Source organism: uncultured Maribacter sp., assembly GCF_963975365.1.
GTDB lineage: Bacteria > Bacteroidota > Bacteroidia > Flavobacteriales > Flavobacteriaceae > Maribacter.
In genome coordinates this window covers 1-20,839 of record NZ_CAXBGF010000029.1, presented here as the reverse complement: position 1 = coordinate 20,839, position 20,839 = coordinate 1, and the positions used below count along the sequence as shown (strand labels likewise).

Here is a 20,839-nt window from a genome sequence, read left to right as displayed (position 1 = left end):
GCTCCGTCTAAACCGTCAATACCATCTATACCGTCTAATCCTGTAGAACCTTGTGTGCCTTGTGGGCCAGTAGCTCCGTCCAAGCCGTCACTGCCATAGATACCGTCTAAACCTTGTGGGCCCTGTGGGCCTGTGGCTCCGTCCAAGCCGTCACTGCCATCGATACCGTCTAAACCTTGTGGGCCTTGCGGGCCTGTGGCTCCGTCGATTCCATCAATACCATCTAATCCAGCTACTCCTTGTGGACCTGTGGCTCCATCCAAACCGTCAACACCATCTATTCCATCTAAACCTGCAGAACCTTGTGGGCCTTGTGGGCCTGTTGCTCCGTCTATTCCGTCAACACCAGCTAATCCAGCTATTCCTTGTGGGCCTGTGGTTCCATCCAAACCGTCAACACCATCTAAACCTGCAGAACCTTGTGGGCCTGTTGCTCCGTCTATTCCGTCTATTCCATTCGTTCCATTAGTTCCTGCTGCTCCTGTTAAGCCTGTATCTCCTTGTGGACCTACTTCACCTTGAATACCTTGGGCTCCTGGTGCACCATCTGCACCATCTAATCCAGCTATTCCTTGTGGGCCTTGTGGGCCTGTGGCTCCATCCAAACCGTCAATACCATCTATACCGTCTAATCCTGTAGAACCTTGTGGGCCTTGTGGGCCGGTTGCGCCGTCCAAACCATCAATACCTTCTGCTCCTTCGGGGCCTGTTAATCCGGTGGGACCTTGCGGACCTGTGGCTCCATCCAAACCGTCAACACCATCTGCTCCATCCAAACCTGCAGGGCCGGTTAAGCCTGTAGGGCCTTGTGGACCTGTGGCTCCCGTATCCCCTTTTAGAGAAACCAACCAATCGGCTTCACTTAGATCCGGGTCTACATTATTTGTTGCATACACTTCATAGGCACTTAGGCCATCTGCACCTTGTGTTTCGGAAGTTCCCGTTAAAGAGGCCAACCAAGCGGTCTCGTCACCGATCGTATTATCGCGCTCAAAGGCGAGTTCGTACGCCGATCTGCCATCTGCACCTGCAGGACCCTGAATACCGGGCTCCCCTTGTGGACCAGGCAACTGGCTACCACTGGTCTTGGCATAGAGCGCATAGGGTACGCTCATGACCTGGCTCGTATCGCTAATACTATAATCGGTACCGCCGTTGGGATCGGTCTCCGTTTTTACATAATACGGGCCGTCGCCCCAGTCTAACATCGAAAAATCATCGGTTGAGCTACCCGTACCTATCTCGAGGCTTACCAGTCCGTTGGCATTGGTAATGGCTTCATGCCTTTCGGTATAGACCGCCGTACCACTATCAGAACCCTTAAGGATACTTACCTGAACGGCTATGGCGGTATTGGAGAGCAGGTCGGAGTTTGCATCTCGCAATACCGCTTGGTAGCTCATCTTTTCTGGCGATTGGGCAAGGGCATTAAAACCGCTTACCAATAAAATCAATAATACGATACTCTTTTTCATAATGGGGGAACTTGAATTTTTGTAAGCTTTTGACCGCCTATTTCTTTATAATATTGAATGTCTTTAGAATCCTTGTGCGGTTTCTTATTTTTATATAGTATACCGCAATGGAAAGATCGCCCACATAAACGGGCGTATCGTTGCTTAAAAGTTTGTCCGTCTTGAGTAACCGGCCACTAGAATCAAAAACTTCATAGACCAGACCATCCAGTTCGGTTGCCTGTATGATAACGTTAAGGTAATCGACCACAGGATTGGGGTAATAGTACAGTTGTATGGCACTATCGGTTTTTGGATCCGTAAATACCACCGAAACCTCATAGGTGTGCTGTACGCCTTGCGCAGAAGACATACCATTACCGTAGGCCGTTCTATAGAACACTTGACCGTAGGTGTGGCTAGAAGTACCGCCGGATCCTTTGGCCTGCTTACCGGAAACTGCAATGGCTTGCTGGGCAATGCCCAAAAGCGGGCACATGAACAATAGGGCCAGTATAAGTATTTTCATAAATCGAAATTTTCCCACAAACTAACATGTAATTAAAACCAGCTCAAAATACCGTCTTTAAATTTTGCAGGATTTGACACATATTTATTAGATTTGACCCATGTTTTTAAACCTACTATCTTTCTTTCTAGGATTTATACTGCTGCTTTTGACCCCCATTCTGATCTATAACCACAGGATAGGAAGCAAACTTAATGGCTATTTCTTCATGCTTCTGGCCTTTAACGGCATCTTAAGAATTATGCAAGGTCTAGAAACTTTTGGATTTGTACGCCCCTTCATCAATCTAACGAGCAAACTACTATTGTTCTCATTCTTCATTCCTCCAATCTATTTTCTATTCTTTAAGCATCTACTTTCAAAAAACAACGGTTTTAAAAAAGAGATAAAATACTTTATGGTCGCCGCCGTAATTGTAATGGTTTCAAAAGCATTTGATTTAAACAAGAACATCAACCAATTAATTTTCTTCATCTATTCTACTGGTTATTTAACTGGTTTGATCTTTATGATAAGGAAGTATGTTTTTATGCGTAAAAATGCAAAAGACCAGAGGTATTTCAGTTCTATCAAAACATTTTCATTGATTATGTTTGCCGTATTTTTTATGATATATCTGTTTGCCAATTATATATTCAATAAACACTTATATGCGACCCAAACTGAAGTATTACATCAGTTTTATAACAGAACTACTTTTATATGGCTATTCATTGTCATCTATGTATTACTGAACCCAGTTATTTTTTATGACAAACAAGTTTTAATGAAAAACCTGAATACTAGCTTAAAAGAGAAAATAAAGGTTTGGAATAGTACTAAAGTAGGGGCTACAGATAAACAGGACCTCAAACTTGAAAAAAAGATAAGACCTAATATGGAAGGTCTACTTTTTTCACTTAATAATTTTGAAAATGATTTATTGCTAGACTTTAAGGAAATACCCACTTTAAAAGAACTGAGCTTTACTTTGCAGTTCCCTCAGAGCCATATTAAATACGTTTTCAAATACTACAACCATTTTTCTTATTCGGAATACAGAAACGTTATTAAAATAAAATATGCTCTTCAACTAATACATGAAGGATACCTTAAAACCCAGACAATCGAATCGCTTGGAATAAAATGCTATTTTTCAGATAGAAGTACTTTTTTTAAAAACTTTAAAAAATATGTAGGCCGCTCCCCTTCAGATTACCTGTTGACACTAATTATGAAATAGATAAAAATTCTTCTATAGGAAGTAAACGGGCATAAACCTTAAATGAAAACCAGATGCATAGGTTGCTGCCATTTACAAATAATCGATAGCCATGGCCATATTTTAATACGCAGGTAAAAACGAACTGTTTACATGTAACCAAAACTTTCTTCGCCACCCTCTTACACCTATATACAAGGCTTTACTAAAAAAAACTATTTAACTTATAACCATAATCAATTGTAGATTCCGCAATTTTCAACTCTTTGTAGTTAGTGATTAGTTCATTTATAGGTCAATTTTGCACTTATTTTTTTCAACTCAATATCATTAAAGAAACAACTGGCCAAAAGAAATCTATTTATTTAATACTATAACCTATTTTACATCGTTATCATTTTCATAGACCCTATTGGCGCTTTCGCAGGTTTTACCGGCTTAAATAAAAATTTTAAATTCAATGAAATATTATAACGAAATCATCGTTTTATATGCCGGATGAAATACGAAATTAAACAAAATACAATTTTTACGAACTACCTTTATATGGTAGTTTAACCATTTGAACTCAAGTCCTAATTATGAAAAAACATTTAATAAAAGTTGTACTCTCATGCACTGTTATAGTAGGAGGTTTCACAGTTAATAGCTGTTCTAAATCTTCATCTTCAAAAAACACGTCTAGAGCTACAGGTTGGAAAATAAATGCCAACGAAGGTGGTTTTCAATACAATACTGACTTTAAAGAGCAAGAGACTGCTCCAGGATTGGTGTTTGTTGAAGGCGGTACGTTTACCAAAGGTAAGGTACAAGATGATGTTATGCATGATTGGAACAACACACCTACCTCTCAACATGTTCAATCTTTTTATATGGACGAGACCGAGGTTACCAACGTAATGTATTTAGAATACTTAGATTATCTTAAGAGTGTTTATCCTCCAGAAAATCCGAAGTACACAAATATTTATGTAGGTGCATTACCTGATACTTTAGTGTGGAGAAATAGATTAGGTTTCAATGAAACCATGACAAATAACTATTTAAGACACCCAGCATATGCAGAATATCCTGTAGTTGGTGTTAACTGGATCCAAGCTAATCAATTTGCCAAATGGAGAACCGACCGTGTAAATGAGGTGATGTTAGAAAGAGAAGGTTATTTATCTGAAGATGCAAAATACCAAGCAGCAACTGGAGAAGTACAAGGAACTTTTAGCACTGAAGCATACTTAAACAGACCAGAATCGGTTTATAACGGACAAATTGATTCTCTTCAAGGGAAAATGAAGAAAGATAGCACTTCTGCTTTCGCAAAAAGAAGTAGTGGTATCATTATGCCAGAATATAGACTTCCTACAGAAACTGAATGGGAATATGCTGCTCAGGCCCAAGTAGGCCAAAGAGAGTACAATAACTACCGCGGTAGAAAAAAATATCCTTGGGAAGGTGATTATACCCGTAACGGACAACGTGTAGGTAGAGGTGACCAATTAGCCAACTTTAAACAAGCAAAAGGTGATTATGGTGGTATTGCAGGTTGGTCTGATGATGGTGCCGATATTACAGCTGAAGTTATGTCTTACAAGCCAAATGATTTAGGTCTTTATGACATGGCTGGTAACGTTGCAGAATGGGTTGCCGATGTATACCGACCAATAGTTGATGATGAAGTTAGTGATTTCAACTACTACAGAGGTAATATTTATATGAAGAGTGCAATTGGCGAAGATGGTAAAGTAAACATCTTAAGAGATTCTATTGTTTACGATACGTTACCTAACGGAAAGGTAGTTGCCGTTAACTTACCAGGTGAAATAAAAATGGTTCCTGTTGATGAAGAAGAGACTTATTTAAGAACAAATTTCTCATCAAGCGACAATAGAGGCTATAGAGATGGTGATGCTGGCTCTTCTAGATTCTATGACAGATTCAGTGATGACGAAGAAGAAGACCCAAGTAAAAAGATGTACAATTCCCCTAAGCATTCAGTTGAAAGAGATTCTTTAGGAAACCTTATTAAAGGATACGATATTTCAAACAACAGAACAACTCTAATTAACGACGAAGTTAGGGTTTACAAGGGTGGTTCTTGGAGAGATAGAGCATACTGGTTAGATCCAGCTCAAAGAAGATACCTACCACAGTATATGGCTACAGATTACATAGGCTTTAGATGTGCAATGTCAAGAGTAGGTTCAAAATCTAAAACCAAAAATAAAACTGTTAGAGGAAAAAAAGCGAAATAATTTTTCCACATACGAATTTAAAAAAGCCCTTTTCTTAAAGGGCTTTTTTTTATCTTCGATTTCATGAACGTTCAAGACTTACATTCCATTTTTTTAGAATTTCCATCCGTTAACACAGACACCAGAAAAATTAAGGAAAATGATATATTTTTCGCATTAAAAGGTGACAATTTTAATGGAAACACTTACACCCAACATGCTATTAACAATGGAGCTAGCTATGTTATTATCGACCAGGAAGAATACTACATAAACGATAAAACTATTCTTGTAGACAACACCTTGGTCATGCTACAAAAACTAGCGAACTACCATCGAAATTTCTGCAATGCAAAAGTGTTAAGCATAACCGGAAGTAATGGCAAGACAACCACGAAGGAATTAATAAATACTGTACTTTCAAGAAAGTATAAAACAATTGCAACTGTTGGCAATCTAAATAACCACATTGGGGTTCCTTTAACCCTTTTATCCATACTACCCGACACCGAAATTGCCATCGTTGAAATGGGCGCAAATCATCAAAAAGAAATACAGTTTTTATGTGAGATTGCAGAGCCCGATTTTGGATATATTACCAACTTTGGCAAAGCACATTTAGAAGGTTTTGGCGGCGTTGATGGTGTAATTAAAGGCAAGAGTGAATTATATGATTATCTTACAAAAAACAAAAAGTCCATTTTTTTTAATGCAGATGACTCAATTCAGATAAACAAACTGAAAAACTATTCCAAAAAATATGGTTTTAGTTCTATAAATTCAAAGTACTATAGAATTGAACTTGAGGAAGTCCAACCCTTTGTCATCATCAAAGTTGAAGATTCCATAATACATTCTAATCTTATTGGTGCGTATAATTTTCATAATTGCTGTGCAGCGATTATAGTTGGAAAATATTTCAATGTCGAATTAACAGAAATTAAAATTGCACTAGAAAAATATACTCCAGAAAATAATAGATCACAGATTATCCAAAAAAATGATCATTATATTATTTTAGACGCATATAATGCCAACCCATCAAGCATGAAAGTTGCATTAGAAAATTTCAAGGCATTGAAAAAAACAAATAAGGTTTTAATTTTAGGGGATATGTTCGAATTGGGCAATTCAGCCGAAGCAGAGCATCAAACAATTACAGATTTGACGAAAACGTTACAGTTTGAAAATGTCTTATTCGTAGGTGAAAACTTTTACCGTACCCACACTAACTCAATGAAGTTGAAAAACTTTGAAGAGCTAAAAAATCACCTAACCGAACATAAATTAAAGGACTTTTCAACAGTACTTATAAAAGGATCAAGAGGCATGGCTCTAGAAAGAGTTTTGGATTGCCTATAAGTACACACTCACACCTTTGATTGTGGGATATACTGGATTCGAACCGGTGACCTCTGCCCTGTCAAGGCAGCGCTCTAAACCAACTGAGCTAATATCCCAATAAATCGAAGATAAGATAAAAGATATTATCTACCTATAACCAAAAACATATTAAAATCAAAAAAGGCCCCCATTTTCATGGAAGCCTTTTAACCTGTGGGCCCTACTGGATTCGAACCAGTGACCCCCTGCTTGTAAGGCAGGTGCTCTGAACCAACTGAGCTAAGAGCCCTAAAAGGAGTGCAAATATATAATAGTTTTACAATCTGCAAAAGAAAAATCAATAAAAAATTAAATAACTTCTGCCACCACAAAATTACTCCCACCAACATAAATGAAATCGTTTTTAGCAGCTTGTTTTTTCGCTGCTTTAAAAGCCTTATTAACAGACTTATATGTTTTCCCATTCAGGTTAAACTGAACACATCTTTCTGACAATACCTTTTCATCAAGACCTCTAGAAATTTTAGGTTTGCAAAAATAATAGGTGGCATTTGATGGAAACAACGGCAAAATTGCACTGATATCTTTATCCTTTACAAAACCAATTACCACATGAAGCTTTTCATATTTTTGCTCTTGTAATTGATTCAATACAATTACCAAACCATCTTTATTATGCGCTGTATCACAAATAATTGTAGGATTAGCACCAATTTGCTGCCAACGCCCCATTAGATGGGTGTTTTCAACAACCTTTTCTAATCCTTTAATAATATGTTCCTCATCAATTTTAAAACTCACTAGCTCACTTAATGTAGCTAAAACCCCTTTTATGTTTTTTTGCTGATAAGACCCTAGCAATCCTATTTTATATGTAGAAAATGTTTTCTCTTGAGCAAAAACGATTTTAGCATTCAACGCGCTAGCTCTCTCCTTAAAAACAGGAGCTGTTTCTTCATTAAATTCACTAATTACTACAGGTATATTCCTTTTAATTATACCTGCCTTTTCATAAGCTATCTTCGCAAGAGTATCTCCTAACATATCGGTATGATCAAACCCTATATTCGTAATTAGACTTACTTCTGGTGTAATTATATTAGTAGAATCTAATCTACCGCCTAAACCTACCTCTATGACCGCTATATCAACATTTTCAGTTGCAAAATATAAAAAAGCCATACCTACCGTCATTTCAAAAAAGGATAATTTATTTCTTTCGAAGAAGGGTTTATTTTCATCAATAAAATCGACGACCCACTTTTTTTCTACTTTTTTTCCATTAACCCTAATACGCTCCCTAAAATCTTTTAAATGCGGTGAAGTATACAAACCAACTTTATAGCCGGCCTCTTGCAATACAGACGCTAACATATGACTACTGGAACCTTTTCCATTGGTTCCTGCCACATGAATAGTCCTTATTTTTTTGTGTGGATTATTTAAATGGGCAGCTAACGAATTGATGCCATCCATTTTTGAATTAAAAGCGACCTTTCCTTTATTTTGATACATTGGAAGTTGTAAAAACATCCAATCTAGCGTTTGCTTATAGGTCACTCTCCTAGTTTGAAGTTTACAACGACAAATCCAACTTGTTGGCTAGGGGCTTGAGAATCCGGTTGCCATCTATGAGAAAGTGCAATTTCTTTTGCTGGTTTTAACAAGCAAGGACTTAAATTCTCAGAACCTTTAACACCAGGTTCAGCCAAGATAACTTTTCCGCTTCTATCTACAACTATTCTCACGACTACCTTACCAGCTTCATTGCATTCTTGCTCAACTTTGATATTTCCTATAAAGTTTCTACCACCTAAACCTGTTCCACCAACTCCACTACCCGAACCTTTAGCTCCATAATAACTTGCAGCATAGGGGTCACCATCTGGCTGACCTTTATCACCGGCTTTATTATCATCACCTTCACTACCTGTAGCAGTTCTATCTGATTTATTAAGACCGCCCATCATCTCATCTAAGCGTTTCTTTTTAGCTTCTTGCTCTTGTCTAGCTCTATCTTCAGCATCTTTCTTTTGTTGAGCGATTTTTGCCGCTTCTACCTTTTCCCTATTTTCCGCTTCTTCAGCCTTTTTTTTAGCATCGGCTACAGCTTCATCAGCTTTTCGCTTTATTTCTTTTGCCTGTTTAATTTTTATAGCCTCCTCGCTTTCCTTTGTCAAAAGTTTTTCAGCAGGCGCTTCTCTCCCCTCAGCAGCCTCCTCAACCTCTTCAGATTCTTCAATAGCCTCGGCAACCTCTTGCTTTGTTGGCTCTACTGATGGAGCATCTAATGGTTCTGATTGAATTTTTTCTTTCGGCTGCACTTGTCCGCTACCAAAATCCATAGCTCCAAAGTTTACAGAAATTCCGTTCTCTTCAGGTGGATCCATATACGTTAAACCTATATAAAATAAGACCAACAAAAGAGCACTTAGCAACAGCGTTGTAAGTGTTAATGAATTTTTCTTATGTTTTGTGTCTAAAAATGCCATCTAATTGGGTCGTACTGCCAAAATAACTTTGTAGTTATTTTTATTAGCGATATCCATAACATTAACAGCTTCTTTAATCGCCACACTCTCTTCTGCTCTTAGAATAATGGTAGGATTATCTTGACCTGCTAAAGCTTTCTTTAATTCAATCTCAATATACGCTCCATTAATCCTTTGATCATTCACAAAGTATTGAAGATTCTTATCGATACTTACCGATACATTTTGAGTATTCGTAGACTTACCTTTGGCCTTTGGCAACAATAAATCTAAAGCATTAGGTGAGTTGGCTGTTAGCATGAAAAATATCAACAACAAAAATACAATATCTGTCATTGAAGACATGCTAAAGTCAGGACTGACTTTATTTCTTCCTTTTAATTTCATAGTATAAAATTAAAGAGGTTCGTTTAATAAATCTAAAAAATCAACAGCGTTTGCCTCCATTTTATGAATCACCTTATCGGTACGGTTCACTAAATGATTATAACCTACATATGCAATAATACCAACAATAAGTCCTGCCACTGTTGTAGTCATTGCAGTGTAAATACCTGATGCCAATGACCCCATTTCTGCCTGGCCGCCACTACTCGCCATTTCATGAAAGGCAAGAATCATACCGATTACAGTTCCTAAGAACCCAATCATAGGCGCAGCACCAGCAACAGTCGCCAAAATACTTACGTTTTTCTCAAGCTTATAAACCTCAAGAGTTCCTGCATTTTCGATAGCCGTGTTGATATCATCAAGTGGCTTTCCTATGCGAGATATACCCTTTTCAGTTAACCTGGCAACAGGAGAATCTGTCTGAGCACAAAGTAACTTTGCCGCTTCTAATTTACCTGAAGTTACATGATCCCGTATTTGGTTCATGAAATTCTTATCTATTTTAGATGCCGCATTTACCGCCAAAAGACGTTCAAAGTATATATACAATGCAACACCCAACATTATGAAGAGTACCGAAATAATAATTACACTACCCGTACCTCCATTAAAGATTAAATCTATAACAGAAAGGGTTTTTTCTTCTGACATTAATTCATCGCTCGCATTTTGAGCCAAATCCTGGTTTAATAACATAATGTTCTTTAAGTATTGAATTTGCCTTTATAACGATGAATAGTGAATTAAATTATACGTTAAGCACAAAATCTCTCAACAAAATAAATACTATGGCACCACTAATAAAACCTGCAAATGCCAACCATGCAATCTTCTTAAGATACCAGAAAAAATCTATCTTTTCCATGCCCATTGCAACAACTCCTGCAGCAGAACCTATTATTAGCATACTACCCCCTGTACCAGCAGAATAAGCGATAAAATGCCATAACGGACTATCTAAAGGCTCACTGAACATACCCATACTGGCAGCAACCAATGGCACATTATCTATAACCGCAGAGCCTAAACCAAATAGCAAAACTACAATATCGGTATTGGGTATGGCTTCGTTAAGAGCTCCGGCTGCGTTAAATAGAATGCCTAAAGACTCCATAGCAGCAACCCCTAGTAAAATACCTAAGAAAAACAAAATACTTGGTAATTCAATCTTAGATAAAGAATGATGAACAGGACTATGATGCCCTTCGCTATCTTGCCCTTCTTGATCTACAGAAGAAATACTAAACTTCTTATTACTATATATTTCAGCAAAAGTAGCTACAACGGCTAATGATAACATCATACCTACATAAGGAGGTAAATGAGTTATGGTTTTGAAAATTGGAACGAATAAAATAGCTCCAAGCCCTAAATACAGCATAACACTACTATATTTCGATTTTGAAATATCATCTTCCAAATCTCCATCAACTAAACCTTTAAAAATTTTGAATCTACTTGCAATCACAACAGGAACAACCATACAAACCAATGACGGAAGAAGCACATGAAGCACCAACTGACCAGCACTCACCCTATTTGCAATCCATAACATTGTTGTTGTAACATCTCCGATTGGCGACCAAGCACCACCTGCATTTGCTGTGATAACGATTATACCCGCAAACCAAAGCTTTGTTTCTCTATCCTTAATAACCTTTTGTAGAATTGTTATCAACACAATAGTTGCGGTAAGGTTATCAATTATTGCCGATAGCACGAAAGCCAATATCGAAAACAACCATAGTAATTTTCCTTTTTTCTTGGTTTTAATAAATCCTTTTATAGTAGCAAAACCATCGAAATAATCAATGATTTCAACTATAGTCATAGCACCTAATAAGAAAAATAATATTTCAGCCGTCTTACCCAAGTGATGCAAAAGCGATTCTTCCATCAAATGCATCCTACCATCATGGCTCAACTTGTCAAAACCTTCCACTAAACCTTGTTTGGCTGTATCGAACCAATTGGTAAAACCATCTATATCCAATGCAATTAAAGCCCAAAGAATGGCCATCATGGCCAAAGCAGGAATAAGCTTATCTATTTTAAGGTTGTGTTCTAGGGTAATGGCAAGATATCCTGCCAAAAAAACAATAATAATGATGGTTTCCATTTTCGTTGGTTTATTTAATATCTACTAAAGTGTCAAATATAAGTTCAAATTCCAAAAAATTAAATCATCTAAAGATATTTAAAATTGTACGTGAATTCCTAATGATATGACAATAATACCAAAGTTGCCTGACATCCAAATACTTAAATGACCCAATTATATATTTAACAGGATTTTATTGTCCCTATTTTAACGTTTAGCATGACAATAAATATTCATTTATCATCGCAATATCTATTAAGTGTTCATTCAAAATATAACAAAAGTGAAGATTTAAGTTTATAATTCCATTGGTATATCTCTATCTTTGTTACCATAACCTATTACACTAGTACATGGATTTTTCTTTAACTGAGGAACAAAAACTTATTCAACAAGCAGCACGTGATTTTGCACAAACAGAACTACTTCCTGAAGTAATTGAACGTGACGATACTCAACGTTTTCCAAAGGAAGAAGTAAAAAAACTAGGCGAATTAGGGTTTTTAGGGATGATGGTTGACCCAAAATACGGAGGAAGTGGACTTGATACCCTATCCTACGTTTTAGCTATGGAAGAATTATCCAAAATAGATGCTTCCGCTTCGGTCATTGTATCGGTTAACAACTCATTAGTCTGTTGGGGATTGGAACAATATGGAACTGAGGAACAAAAAGAAAAATACTTGACAAAATTAAGTACGGGTGAAATTATTGGAGCATTTTGCCTATCTGAACCTGAAGCAGGAAGTGACGCAACCTCTCAAAGAACGACAGCCATTGATAAAGGTGACCATTATATATTGAACGGAACCAAAAATTGGATAACCAATGGAAGCACTGCATCAGTATATCTCATTATTGCACAAACCCATATAAAAGAGAAACACAGAGGCATTAACGCCCTTATTGTGGAGAAAGGAGCGAAAGGCTTTGAAATTGGCCCCAAAGAAAATAAGTTGGGCATTCGCGGCAGCGATACGCATTCCTTAATCTTTAATGATGTAAGGGTGCCTAAAGAAAATAGAATTGGAGAAGATGGCTTTGGTTTTAAATTTGCCATGAAAACCTTGGCAGGTGGCCGTATAGGGATTGCAGCACAAGCCTTGGGCATCGCAGCAGGCGCCTATGAACTCGCCTTAAAATATTCAAAAGAGAGAAAGACATTTGGCACAGAAATTAGCAATCACCAAGCCATAGCCTTCAAATTAGCGGATATGCATACAGAAATACAAGCGGCCCGCCTATTAGTTTATCAAGCAGCATTGGATAAGGACAATGGCAAAGACTATGACCTTTCTGGTGCAATGGCAAAACTATATGCCTCCAAAGTAGCTATGGAAACTACGGTAGAAGCGGTTCAAATACATGGCGGAAATGGTTTTGTAAAAGAATATCATGTAGAACGATTGATGCGTGATGCAAAGATTACACAGATTTATGAAGGGACTTCGGAGATACAAAAGATCGTAATTTCCAGAAGTATCCTAAGATAAAAAAAAATATACTCCAAATCACCCCTAAAAACTTAGGGTCATCAAGCGCATTGGATACATATAAATTGTTATTCCTCCTATAAAGTAGGGTGTAATTGTTACAAAGCTACATTTACACCATTTTACCCCTGTCAATTCTATTGTACTTAAATCATTATATCCTAAATTTATCAATCTGATAAATTGAACCATTTAAAAATTCGAAATTGATGATTTTTTAGCATTTTATTTAAAACGTTAAGTTTTTTATTTGAATAACACCGATTCATTAAATATAATTCAATATAATTGATATTTTTGAAGAAATACCACAAAAAATGACACTGAAGAAGCAAGGATTATATCTACCGGAATTTGAACACGATAACTGTGGGGCTGGTTTTATTTGCAGCCTTAAAGGAAAAAAATCTAACGACATTATTCATAAAGCGTTAGAAATACTTGAACGCTTAGAACATAGAGGTGCTGTAAGTGCCGACGGTAAAACTGGAGATGGAGCAGGTATTTTGATAGATATTCCTCATGATTTTTTTCAAGCTGTTTGCAATTTTGAATTACCTAAAGTCGGTGATTATGCTGTTGGTAATATTTTCTTTCCTAGAAAAGCCAATCAGCGTGATTATTGCATCTCGGTATTTGAAGAGAACATAAAAAAACAAGGTTTAAAATTATTGGGTTGGCGCGATGTTCCCGTAAATCGTTCCATACCGGGTAGAATTGCTGCAGAAACCGAACCTTTTGTAAAACAAATATTTGTTGCCAAAGAAAATTCAGAACAAGATTATTTTGAATTCAATTTAAAACTTTACATTGCTAGAAAAGTAACTGAGCACACCATAATAAAATCAAAACTATCTGAAAGTAAGTTTTTCTACGTACCAAGCCTATCTACGAAAATAATCATCTTCAAAGGCTTACTAATGCCTTTAGACATAAGCCTTTATTATTCAGATTTAATGGATTCTAGAGTGGTTACAAGATTAGCATTGGTACACCAAAGATTCTCAACAAATACATTCCCTACTTGGGATTTGGCACAACCTTTTAGATATATGTGTCATAATGGGGAAATAAATACATTAAGAGGAAATGTAACACGTATGTTCTCTAGAGAAGAATTGCTAAAGAATAATATGTTCGGTGATGAGATAAAAAACATACTGCCAATAATTCTGCCTGGAAAATCCGATTCTGCAACAATGGATATGGTGGTAGAATTATTATTAATGACCGGTAGATCTTTACCAGAAGTTATGATGATTCTTGTTCCTGAAGCTTGGGAGAAAAATACAGAAATGTCAGATGCTAAAAGAGCCTTCTATGAATATCATTCATGTATGATGGAACCATGGGACGGACCTGCGTCGATACCATTTACAGATGGAAACTTTATTGGGGCCGTATTGGACAGAAACGGACTTAGACCCTCAAGATATACAGTTACCAAAGATGATTACGTAGTTATGTCTTCAGAAACAGGCGTGGTTGACATTACTCCTGAGAACGTAGAATTTCACGGAAGGTTACAACCAGGAAAAATGTTCTTGGTTAATATGGAAGAAGGTAGAATTATTAACGATGAAGAAATAAAGGATAAAATAGCAAAACAATATCCTTATAGTAAATGGTTAAAGGATAATCTGGTTCATTTAAAGGATATACCATACAATGATTGCCCTCTATTTCTTGGCGAAGAGACATTAGAAAAAAGAAAATCTGTTTTTGGATATACTCTTGAGGATATAAACACCATTGTACTTCCAATGGCAAAAGCAGGCAAGGAGCCAATAGGATCTATGGGTTCAGATACGCCAATTGCTGTTCTATCTCAAAGACCTCAATTAATTTACAATTACTTCAAGCAATTGTTTGCACAAGTAACTAACCCACCATTAGATGGTATTCGTGAAGAATTGATTACTGACATTAGTTTAACACTAGGCAGTGATCATAATATTTTTGAATTTTCAGAATTACATTGTAGAAAATTGAAAATTCAAAATCCCGTTATTTCTAAGGAAGATTTAGATAAAATTAAAAATTACGATGTAAGTCCAGATTATAAGGTAGTTTCCATTTCAATATTATACTCCATTAAACAAGGCCATAATGGATTAGAAGATGCATTACAATCTGTTTTAGACCAAGCATCTAAAGCAGTTGATGAAGGCGCTAATATTATAATACTATCCGACAGAAGCATAAATGAAGAAATGGCTCCTATTCCTGCACTTCTAGCATGTTCTTTTGTAAACAGTGGTTTACAAAAACTCGGTAAACGTTCAAAATTAAGTGTAATCATCGAATCTGCAGAACCTAGAGAGGTACATCATTTCGCCCTTCTATTCGGATTTGGAGCAAGTGCAATAAATCCTTACTTGGTAAATGAAATAATTGCTGAGCAGATTGAAGAACACGATATTACAGATATTACTTTTGATGAGGCTATTAAAAATTATAACAAGGCAGTTGGCAAGGGTATTTTAAAAGTGATGAATAAGATTGGCATTTCTACACTTAACTCTTACCGTGGCTCTCAGCTTTTTGAATGTATTGGAATAAACACTAAAGTTGTAGAAAAATACTTCCCCAATACCCCTACACGTATACAAGGTATTGGACTATATCAAATTGAAAAAGAAATTGCATTACGTCATCATAAAACATTTAGCAAAAAAGAAATAGCTGGTAATTTAGATTTAGAAATTGGTGGTGAATATAGATGGCGAAGAGATGGAGAAAAACATATGTTTAATCCGTTGTCAATTGCTAAACTTCAAAAAGCGGTGCGCAATAATGAACCTGAAACTTATAAGGAGTATTCAAAATTAGTCAATGAGCAGTCTCATAATTTGATGACCATAAGAGGTCTATTTGAATTCTCTAACTATGACCCTATCCCATTAGATGAAGTTGAACCGTGGACAGAAATTGTAAAAAGATTTAAAACCGGTGCCATGTCTTACGGATCTATAAGCAAAGAAGCCCACGAAAACTTGGCTATTGCAATGAATAGAATTGGTGGGAAAAGTAACTCTGGAGAAGGTGGAGAAGATGAAAATAGATTTTACAAAAACTCGACTGGAGATTGGAGAAACAGTGCTATCAAACAAGTTGCATCTGGTAGATTCGGAGTAACCTCAAATTATTTGACCAATGCAAAAGAAATACAAATTAAAATGGCCCAGGGTGCAAAACCAGGAGAGGGTGGCCAATTACCTGGACCAAAAGTAAACCCTGAAATTGCTAAGACCCGTAATTCTACTCCTTATGTAGGATTAATTTCTCCACCACCCCATCACGATATATATTCTATTGAAGATTTATCTCAACTTATTTACGATTTAAAATCAGCGAATAGAAAAGCGAGAATAAATGTGAAATTAGTCTCTGAAGTTGGTGTAGGCACTGTTGCTGCAGGTGTATCAAAAGCAAAAGCTGATGTTATCTTAGTTTCTGGTTTTGACGGCGGTACAGGGGCATCACCTCTAACTTCATTAAAACACGCCGGCTTACCATGGGAACTTGGTATTGCAGAGGCACAACAGACCTTGGTACTTAATGATTTAAGAAATAGAATCGTATTAGAATGTGACGGACAATTAAAAACAGGAAGAGATGTTGCTGTAGCATGTCTTTTAGGAGCTGAAGAGTTTGGTTTTGCAACGGCACCATTAGTAGCTTCGGGCTGTATAATGATGCGGGTTTGCCATCTCAACACTTGCCCAGTAGGTATCGCAACTCAGAATCCAGAACTTAGAAAGAAATTTAAAGGAAAGCCAGAGCACGTTGTCAACTACATGTATTTCGTAGCCCAAGAATTACGTGAAATAATGGCACAATTAGGATTCAGAACCATTAATGAAATGGTAGGTCAAGTTCAAAAATTAGATCGTAAAAAAGCTATAGACCATTATAAGTCTGCTGGAATCGACTTAACTCCAATCCTACATCAGGTTGATGTGCCAAAAGGAACAAAATTTTATAATACGGAAAAGCAAAATCATGATATTTATAAATCTATTGAGTTTGATATCATCGAAAAAGCTAATCCTTCGCTATTTAGAAAAGAAAAACTAACTCTAGATTATCCAATTTGTAACACTGATCGTGCTGTTGGTGCAATAATTAGCAATGAAATTTCAAAAACCTACGGTGCGGAAGGCTTACCTATTAATACGTTGAGACTTAATTTTACGGGATCCGCTGGTCAAAGCTTTGGTGCTTTTGCAACAAGAGGACTTACCATGGTAGTTAATGGAAATACAAATGATTATTTAGGAAAAGGATTATCAGGAGCAAAACTTGTTATTAAAGTTCCAGAAAAATCAACTATTATTCCTGAGGACAATGTTATCACTGGTAACGTTACCCTTTATGGCGCCACTGCCGGTAGAGCCTACATAAATGGAAAAGCCGGTGAACGATTCTGTGTACGTAATTCAGGTGCAAAAGCTGTTGTGGAAGGAATCGGAGATCATGGTTGTGAATATATGACAGGCGGTGTAGCTGTTATCTTAGGAGAAGTTGGGAGAAACTTTGGGGCTGGAATGAGTGGTGGTATCGCCTTCGTTCTTGATAACAATAACACATTCAAAAAACGATGTAGTCTTGAAGGATTAAACCTATTAGAAGTTACCGAGGATAACGATATAAAACAATTAAAAGATTTAATCGAAAGTCACTATAGTTCAACCTCAAGTCCGTTAGCACAACGTATTTTAGAGAATTGGGAATCTTATCTACCCAAATTCATTAAGGTGTTACCTGAAGAATACAGGCAGGCTTTAATCAGATTAGAAGAAGAAAATTTACAAACTATTTAAAATCGGAATATGGGAAAGATAACAGGATTTTTGGAATTCGATAGAAAAATTGAAAATTATAAACCGGTTGAAGACCGCTTAAAAAATTATAAAGAATTTACCGTACCGATGCCTGAAAAAGAGCTGAAGGACCAAGGCGCACGTTGTATGGATTGTGGAATTCCATTTTGCCATAGTGGTTGCCCTTTAGGGAATTTAATCCCTGATTTTAATGATGCTGTTTATCGTGGGAAATGGGAAAAGGCAAGTGAAATATTACATTCTACAAATAATTTTCCGGAATTTACCGGTAGATTATGTCCTGCACCTTGTGAAGAAGCATGTGTATTAGGAATAAATGAAGATCCTGTTACTATTGAGAATATTGAAAAAAATATAGTTGAAACAGCTTTCTCCAAAGGATGGATAACTGCAAACCCTCCTGCATCAAGAACAGGTAAGAAAATTGCCGTTATAGGCTCAGGACCAGCAGGCCTTGCTACAGCTCAACAATTGAATAGAGCAGGACATCTAGTAACTGTTTTTGAACGTGATGAAAAACCAGGTGGATTAATGCGTTATGGTATTCCAGATTTTAAAATGGAGAAAAATGTTATCGATAGACGATTAGATGTATTAAAAGAAGAAGGGATTACTTTTTCATGTGGAGTCCATATTGGTGTAGATATTAAAGCCGATGTGCTTAAAGAAGATTTCGATGCAGTTGTATTAACCGGTGGAGCTACCATAAGAAGAAATTTACCGATAGAAGGTTCCAACTTAAAAGGAGTAGTGCAAGCCATGGATTTTTTAGGCCAAAATAATAGACGAGTTGATGGAATTAAAGACCTTGGCGAAGAAATTAAAGCAACAGACAAAGATGTAATTGTTATTGGAGGTGGCGACACTGGTTCCGATTGTATAGGCACTTCTTTTCGTCACGGAGCCACATCAGTTTCTAACTTTGAGATAATGCCAATGGCAACCACTGAAAGACCTGAAGGTCAACCTTGGCCTTTTTGGCCTATGAGACTTCGAACTAGTTCATCTCATAAAGAAGGAGCTGAACGATTCTTTAGCATTTCCACCAAAAAATTCATCGGTGATGCCTCTGGTAATTTAAAAGGTCTTATTACAACCGAAGTAGAATGGGTTAAAACGCCAGGACAACGTCCACAATTAAAAGAAGTAGAAGGAACACAGAAAGAATGGAAATGCGATTTGGCATTATTAGCATTAGGTTTTACAGGGTCTGAAAATACCGTTGCGAACCAACTTGGTATAGAAATGGATGCTAGAACAAATATTAAAGCATCAGAAAGTAATTATAAAACTAATGTGCCCGGTGTATTTGTTGCTGGCGACCAAAGAAGAGGCCAGTCTCTAATAGTTTGGGCAATTTCAGAAGGTAGGCAAGCTGCTCATCATGTAGATAAGTATCTAATGGGTAAAACTGCATTACCTTTAAAAGGAGATGGAGATTTGCCACGCATATAAACCATTCATATTAAAATTTTAAAAACACACAACATATGTTGTGTGTTTTTTTATACCACAAACTTAAAACATACAGTATTCTATACTGATGGTATAATTCTTGAGATAAAAAAAACAAAGTACTAACGTATGAAAAGAAGAACTATCGTACTTATCTTAAGTGTATTTATATTATTAACTTCATGTATACCTATACGTATAGCCCCGAAAATTCAAGATCACAAAACAATTAAAGCAAAAAAAATTAAGAGAAGTCTTCCAAAACGACAAATGTTCATCTTTGAAGACACTAAAGATGAATATGAATTCTATAAATATATTAATACTAAATTCGAATTACAAGAAGTAAATGTACATAATGATGCGCCCTTCACATTGGAAGAAAAACAATATTATTTTTCATTTTATGAGGTTGATATACCAAACAAATCAATTAACCTAGTTCCTATTGCGGCAGATGCTTTATTAGAAAGGGCTAATATTAATTCATCTATGGAAAATCTATACAGCATCCGAAAAGAAAACTATTACATTGCCATAGAAGCTAACAGTGATGATGAACATGACTGCCTTCTAAATTCTTCACCTTCTAATAAAATTATTACTACCTATTTAAAAGAACTAAAAGATGAATATTTTTCTACCCATAACTACAACGAAGTTCTATTTAAAAAATAAATTTTTACATTACTAAAAAAGATTAAATCACACTACAGCTCAAAGTTGGTGCAAATAAAAAAGGCCCCTTACAATTCTGTAAGGGGCCTTCGAAAAAGGCGGCTACCTACTCTCCCACTTGGTATAGCAGTACCATCGGCGCAAACGGTCTTAACTTCCCTGTTCGGAATGGTAAGGGGTGGGCCCCGTCGCCATGGCCACCTAAGTTTTGGACCGGGAGATACCCGATCGCGGCCTCCGCCGCAATATCGTTGACATGAATGGAACAGGATCCTATAAAGGAAAAAAGCACGTATAGTATTTTAGCAACGTACCATAAAAAGAAAGAGGTAAAGATCGTCGTCCGTCCCTCCCCTAAAAGAGGGACGGGCGTGTGCGCAAGCCTGACGGGCAATTAGTACTACTCGGCTACGGACGTTACCGCCCTTCCACCTATAGCCTATCAACGTGGTCATCTCCCACGGCCCTTTAAAGAAATCTCATCTTGTGGCCGGTTTCGCGCTTATATGCTTTCAGCGCTTATCCGATCCCGACATAGCTACCCAGCAATGCTCCTGGCGGAACAACTGGTGCACCAGCGGTCAGTCCAACTCGGTCCTCTCGTACTAGAGTCAGATCCACTCAAAT

The 20,839-nt window shown here is 36.9% G+C and carries 13 protein-coding genes, 2 tRNA genes, 2 rRNA genes and 1 pseudogene; 7 read left to right on the top strand and 11 right to left on the bottom strand.

Going from position 1 to position 20,839, the window contains the following annotated elements; all coding sequences use genetic code 11:
* Both AACZ49_RS18400 and AACZ49_RS18395 read right to left on the bottom strand, forming a co-directional pair.
* Positions 1 to 1,475: pseudogene (locus AACZ49_RS18400) on the bottom strand (hypothetical protein); the annotation flags it as partial.
* Between the two features lie 37 nt (positions 1,476 to 1,512).
* Positions 1,513 to 1,983, bottom strand: a complete 471-nt coding sequence (locus AACZ49_RS18395) for a T9SS type A sorting domain-containing protein (RefSeq protein ID WP_339657725.1) — start codon at positions 1,981 to 1,983, stop codon at positions 1,513 to 1,515.
* A gap of 208 nt (positions 1,984 to 2,191) precedes the next feature.
* On the opposite strand from AACZ49_RS18395, the gene AACZ49_RS18390 reads away from it, so the two are divergent.
* From AACZ49_RS18390 to murF, 3 genes are all read left to right on the top strand, one after another.
* On the top strand, positions 2,192 to 3,205 hold the full coding sequence (locus AACZ49_RS18390; protein WP_339657723.1) for an AraC family transcriptional regulator: 1,014 nt from the start codon (positions 2,192 to 2,194) through the stop codon (positions 3,203 to 3,205).
* 560 nt (positions 3,206 to 3,765) lie between these two features.
* Positions 3,766 to 5,433, top strand: a complete 1,668-nt coding sequence (gene gldJ, locus AACZ49_RS18385) for a gliding motility lipoprotein GldJ (RefSeq protein ID WP_339657721.1) — start codon at positions 3,766 to 3,768, stop codon at positions 5,431 to 5,433.
* A 63-nt stretch (positions 5,434 to 5,496) separates the two neighbouring features.
* A complete protein-coding gene (murF, locus tag AACZ49_RS18380) occupies positions 5,497 to 6,774 on the top strand; it encodes a UDP-N-acetylmuramoyl-tripeptide--D-alanyl-D-alanine ligase (protein ID WP_339657719.1) in 1,278 nt (425 codons plus the stop codon).
* A gap of 23 nt (positions 6,775 to 6,797) precedes the next feature.
* On the opposite strand, the gene AACZ49_RS18375 is transcribed toward murF, so the two are convergent.
* The 7 genes from AACZ49_RS18375 to nhaD all read right to left on the bottom strand — a co-directional run bounded on the left by AACZ49_RS18375 (position 6,798) and on the right by nhaD (position 11,757).
* Positions 6,798 to 6,872, bottom strand: a tRNA-Val gene (locus AACZ49_RS18375).
* Between the two features lie 98 nt (positions 6,873 to 6,970).
* Positions 6,971 to 7,045, bottom strand: a tRNA-Val gene (locus AACZ49_RS18370).
* 59 nt (positions 7,046 to 7,104) lie between these two features.
* A complete protein-coding gene (locus AACZ49_RS18365; protein WP_339657717.1) occupies positions 7,105 to 8,316 on the bottom strand; it encodes a folylpolyglutamate synthase/dihydrofolate synthase family protein in 1,212 nt (403 codons plus the stop codon).
* Positions 8,313 to 9,248, bottom strand: a complete 936-nt coding sequence (locus AACZ49_RS18360) for an energy transducer TonB (protein ID WP_339657715.1) — start codon at positions 9,246 to 9,248, stop codon at positions 8,313 to 8,315. Before AACZ49_RS18360 ends, AACZ49_RS18365 begins: the two co-directional genes overlap by 4 nt.
* Positions 9,249 to 9,635, bottom strand: a complete 387-nt coding sequence (locus AACZ49_RS18355; protein ID WP_339657714.1) for a biopolymer transporter ExbD — start codon at positions 9,633 to 9,635, stop codon at positions 9,249 to 9,251. It lies immediately after the preceding gene.
* 9 nt (positions 9,636 to 9,644) lie between these two features.
* The gene (locus AACZ49_RS18350) at positions 9,645 to 10,334 is read right to left on the bottom strand and encodes a MotA/TolQ/ExbB proton channel family protein (protein WP_339657713.1); all 690 of its coding nucleotides are present in this window, start codon (positions 10,332 to 10,334) and stop codon (positions 9,645 to 9,647) included.
* Between the two features lie 52 nt (positions 10,335 to 10,386).
* On the bottom strand, positions 10,387 to 11,757 hold the full coding sequence (nhaD, locus tag AACZ49_RS18345; RefSeq protein WP_339657712.1) for a sodium:proton antiporter NhaD: 1,371 nt from the start codon (positions 11,755 to 11,757) through the stop codon (positions 10,387 to 10,389).
* Between the two features lie 335 nt (positions 11,758 to 12,092).
* Here nhaD and AACZ49_RS18340 point away from each other — a divergent pair, with 335 nt between their 5' ends.
* The 4 genes from AACZ49_RS18340 to AACZ49_RS18325 all read left to right on the top strand — a co-directional run bounded on the left by AACZ49_RS18340 (position 12,093) and on the right by AACZ49_RS18325 (position 20,212).
* Positions 12,093 to 13,232, top strand: a complete 1,140-nt coding sequence (locus tag AACZ49_RS18340) for an acyl-CoA dehydrogenase (RefSeq protein WP_339657710.1) — start codon at positions 12,093 to 12,095, stop codon at positions 13,230 to 13,232.
* Between the two features lie 317 nt (positions 13,233 to 13,549).
* Positions 13,550 to 18,058, top strand: coding sequence for a glutamate synthase large subunit (gltB, locus tag AACZ49_RS18335; protein WP_339657708.1), 4,509 nt, complete (start codon positions 13,550 to 13,552; stop codon positions 18,056 to 18,058).
* 9 nt (positions 18,059 to 18,067) lie between these two features.
* Entirely contained in the window at positions 18,068 to 19,534 is a 1,467-nt protein-coding gene (locus AACZ49_RS18330; protein ID WP_339657706.1) for a glutamate synthase subunit beta, read from the top strand.
* A gap of 129 nt (positions 19,535 to 19,663) precedes the next feature.
* Entirely contained in the window at positions 19,664 to 20,212 is a 549-nt protein-coding gene (locus AACZ49_RS18325; RefSeq protein ID WP_339657704.1) for a hypothetical protein, read from the top strand.
* A 93-nt stretch (positions 20,213 to 20,305) separates the two neighbouring features.
* Here AACZ49_RS18325 and rrf read toward each other — a convergent pair.
* A 5S ribosomal RNA gene (gene rrf, locus AACZ49_RS18320) occupies positions 20,306 to 20,417 on the bottom strand.
* 168 nt (positions 20,418 to 20,585) lie between these two features.
* Positions 20,586 to 20,839: ribosomal RNA gene (locus AACZ49_RS18315) — 23S ribosomal RNA — on the bottom strand; the annotation flags it as partial.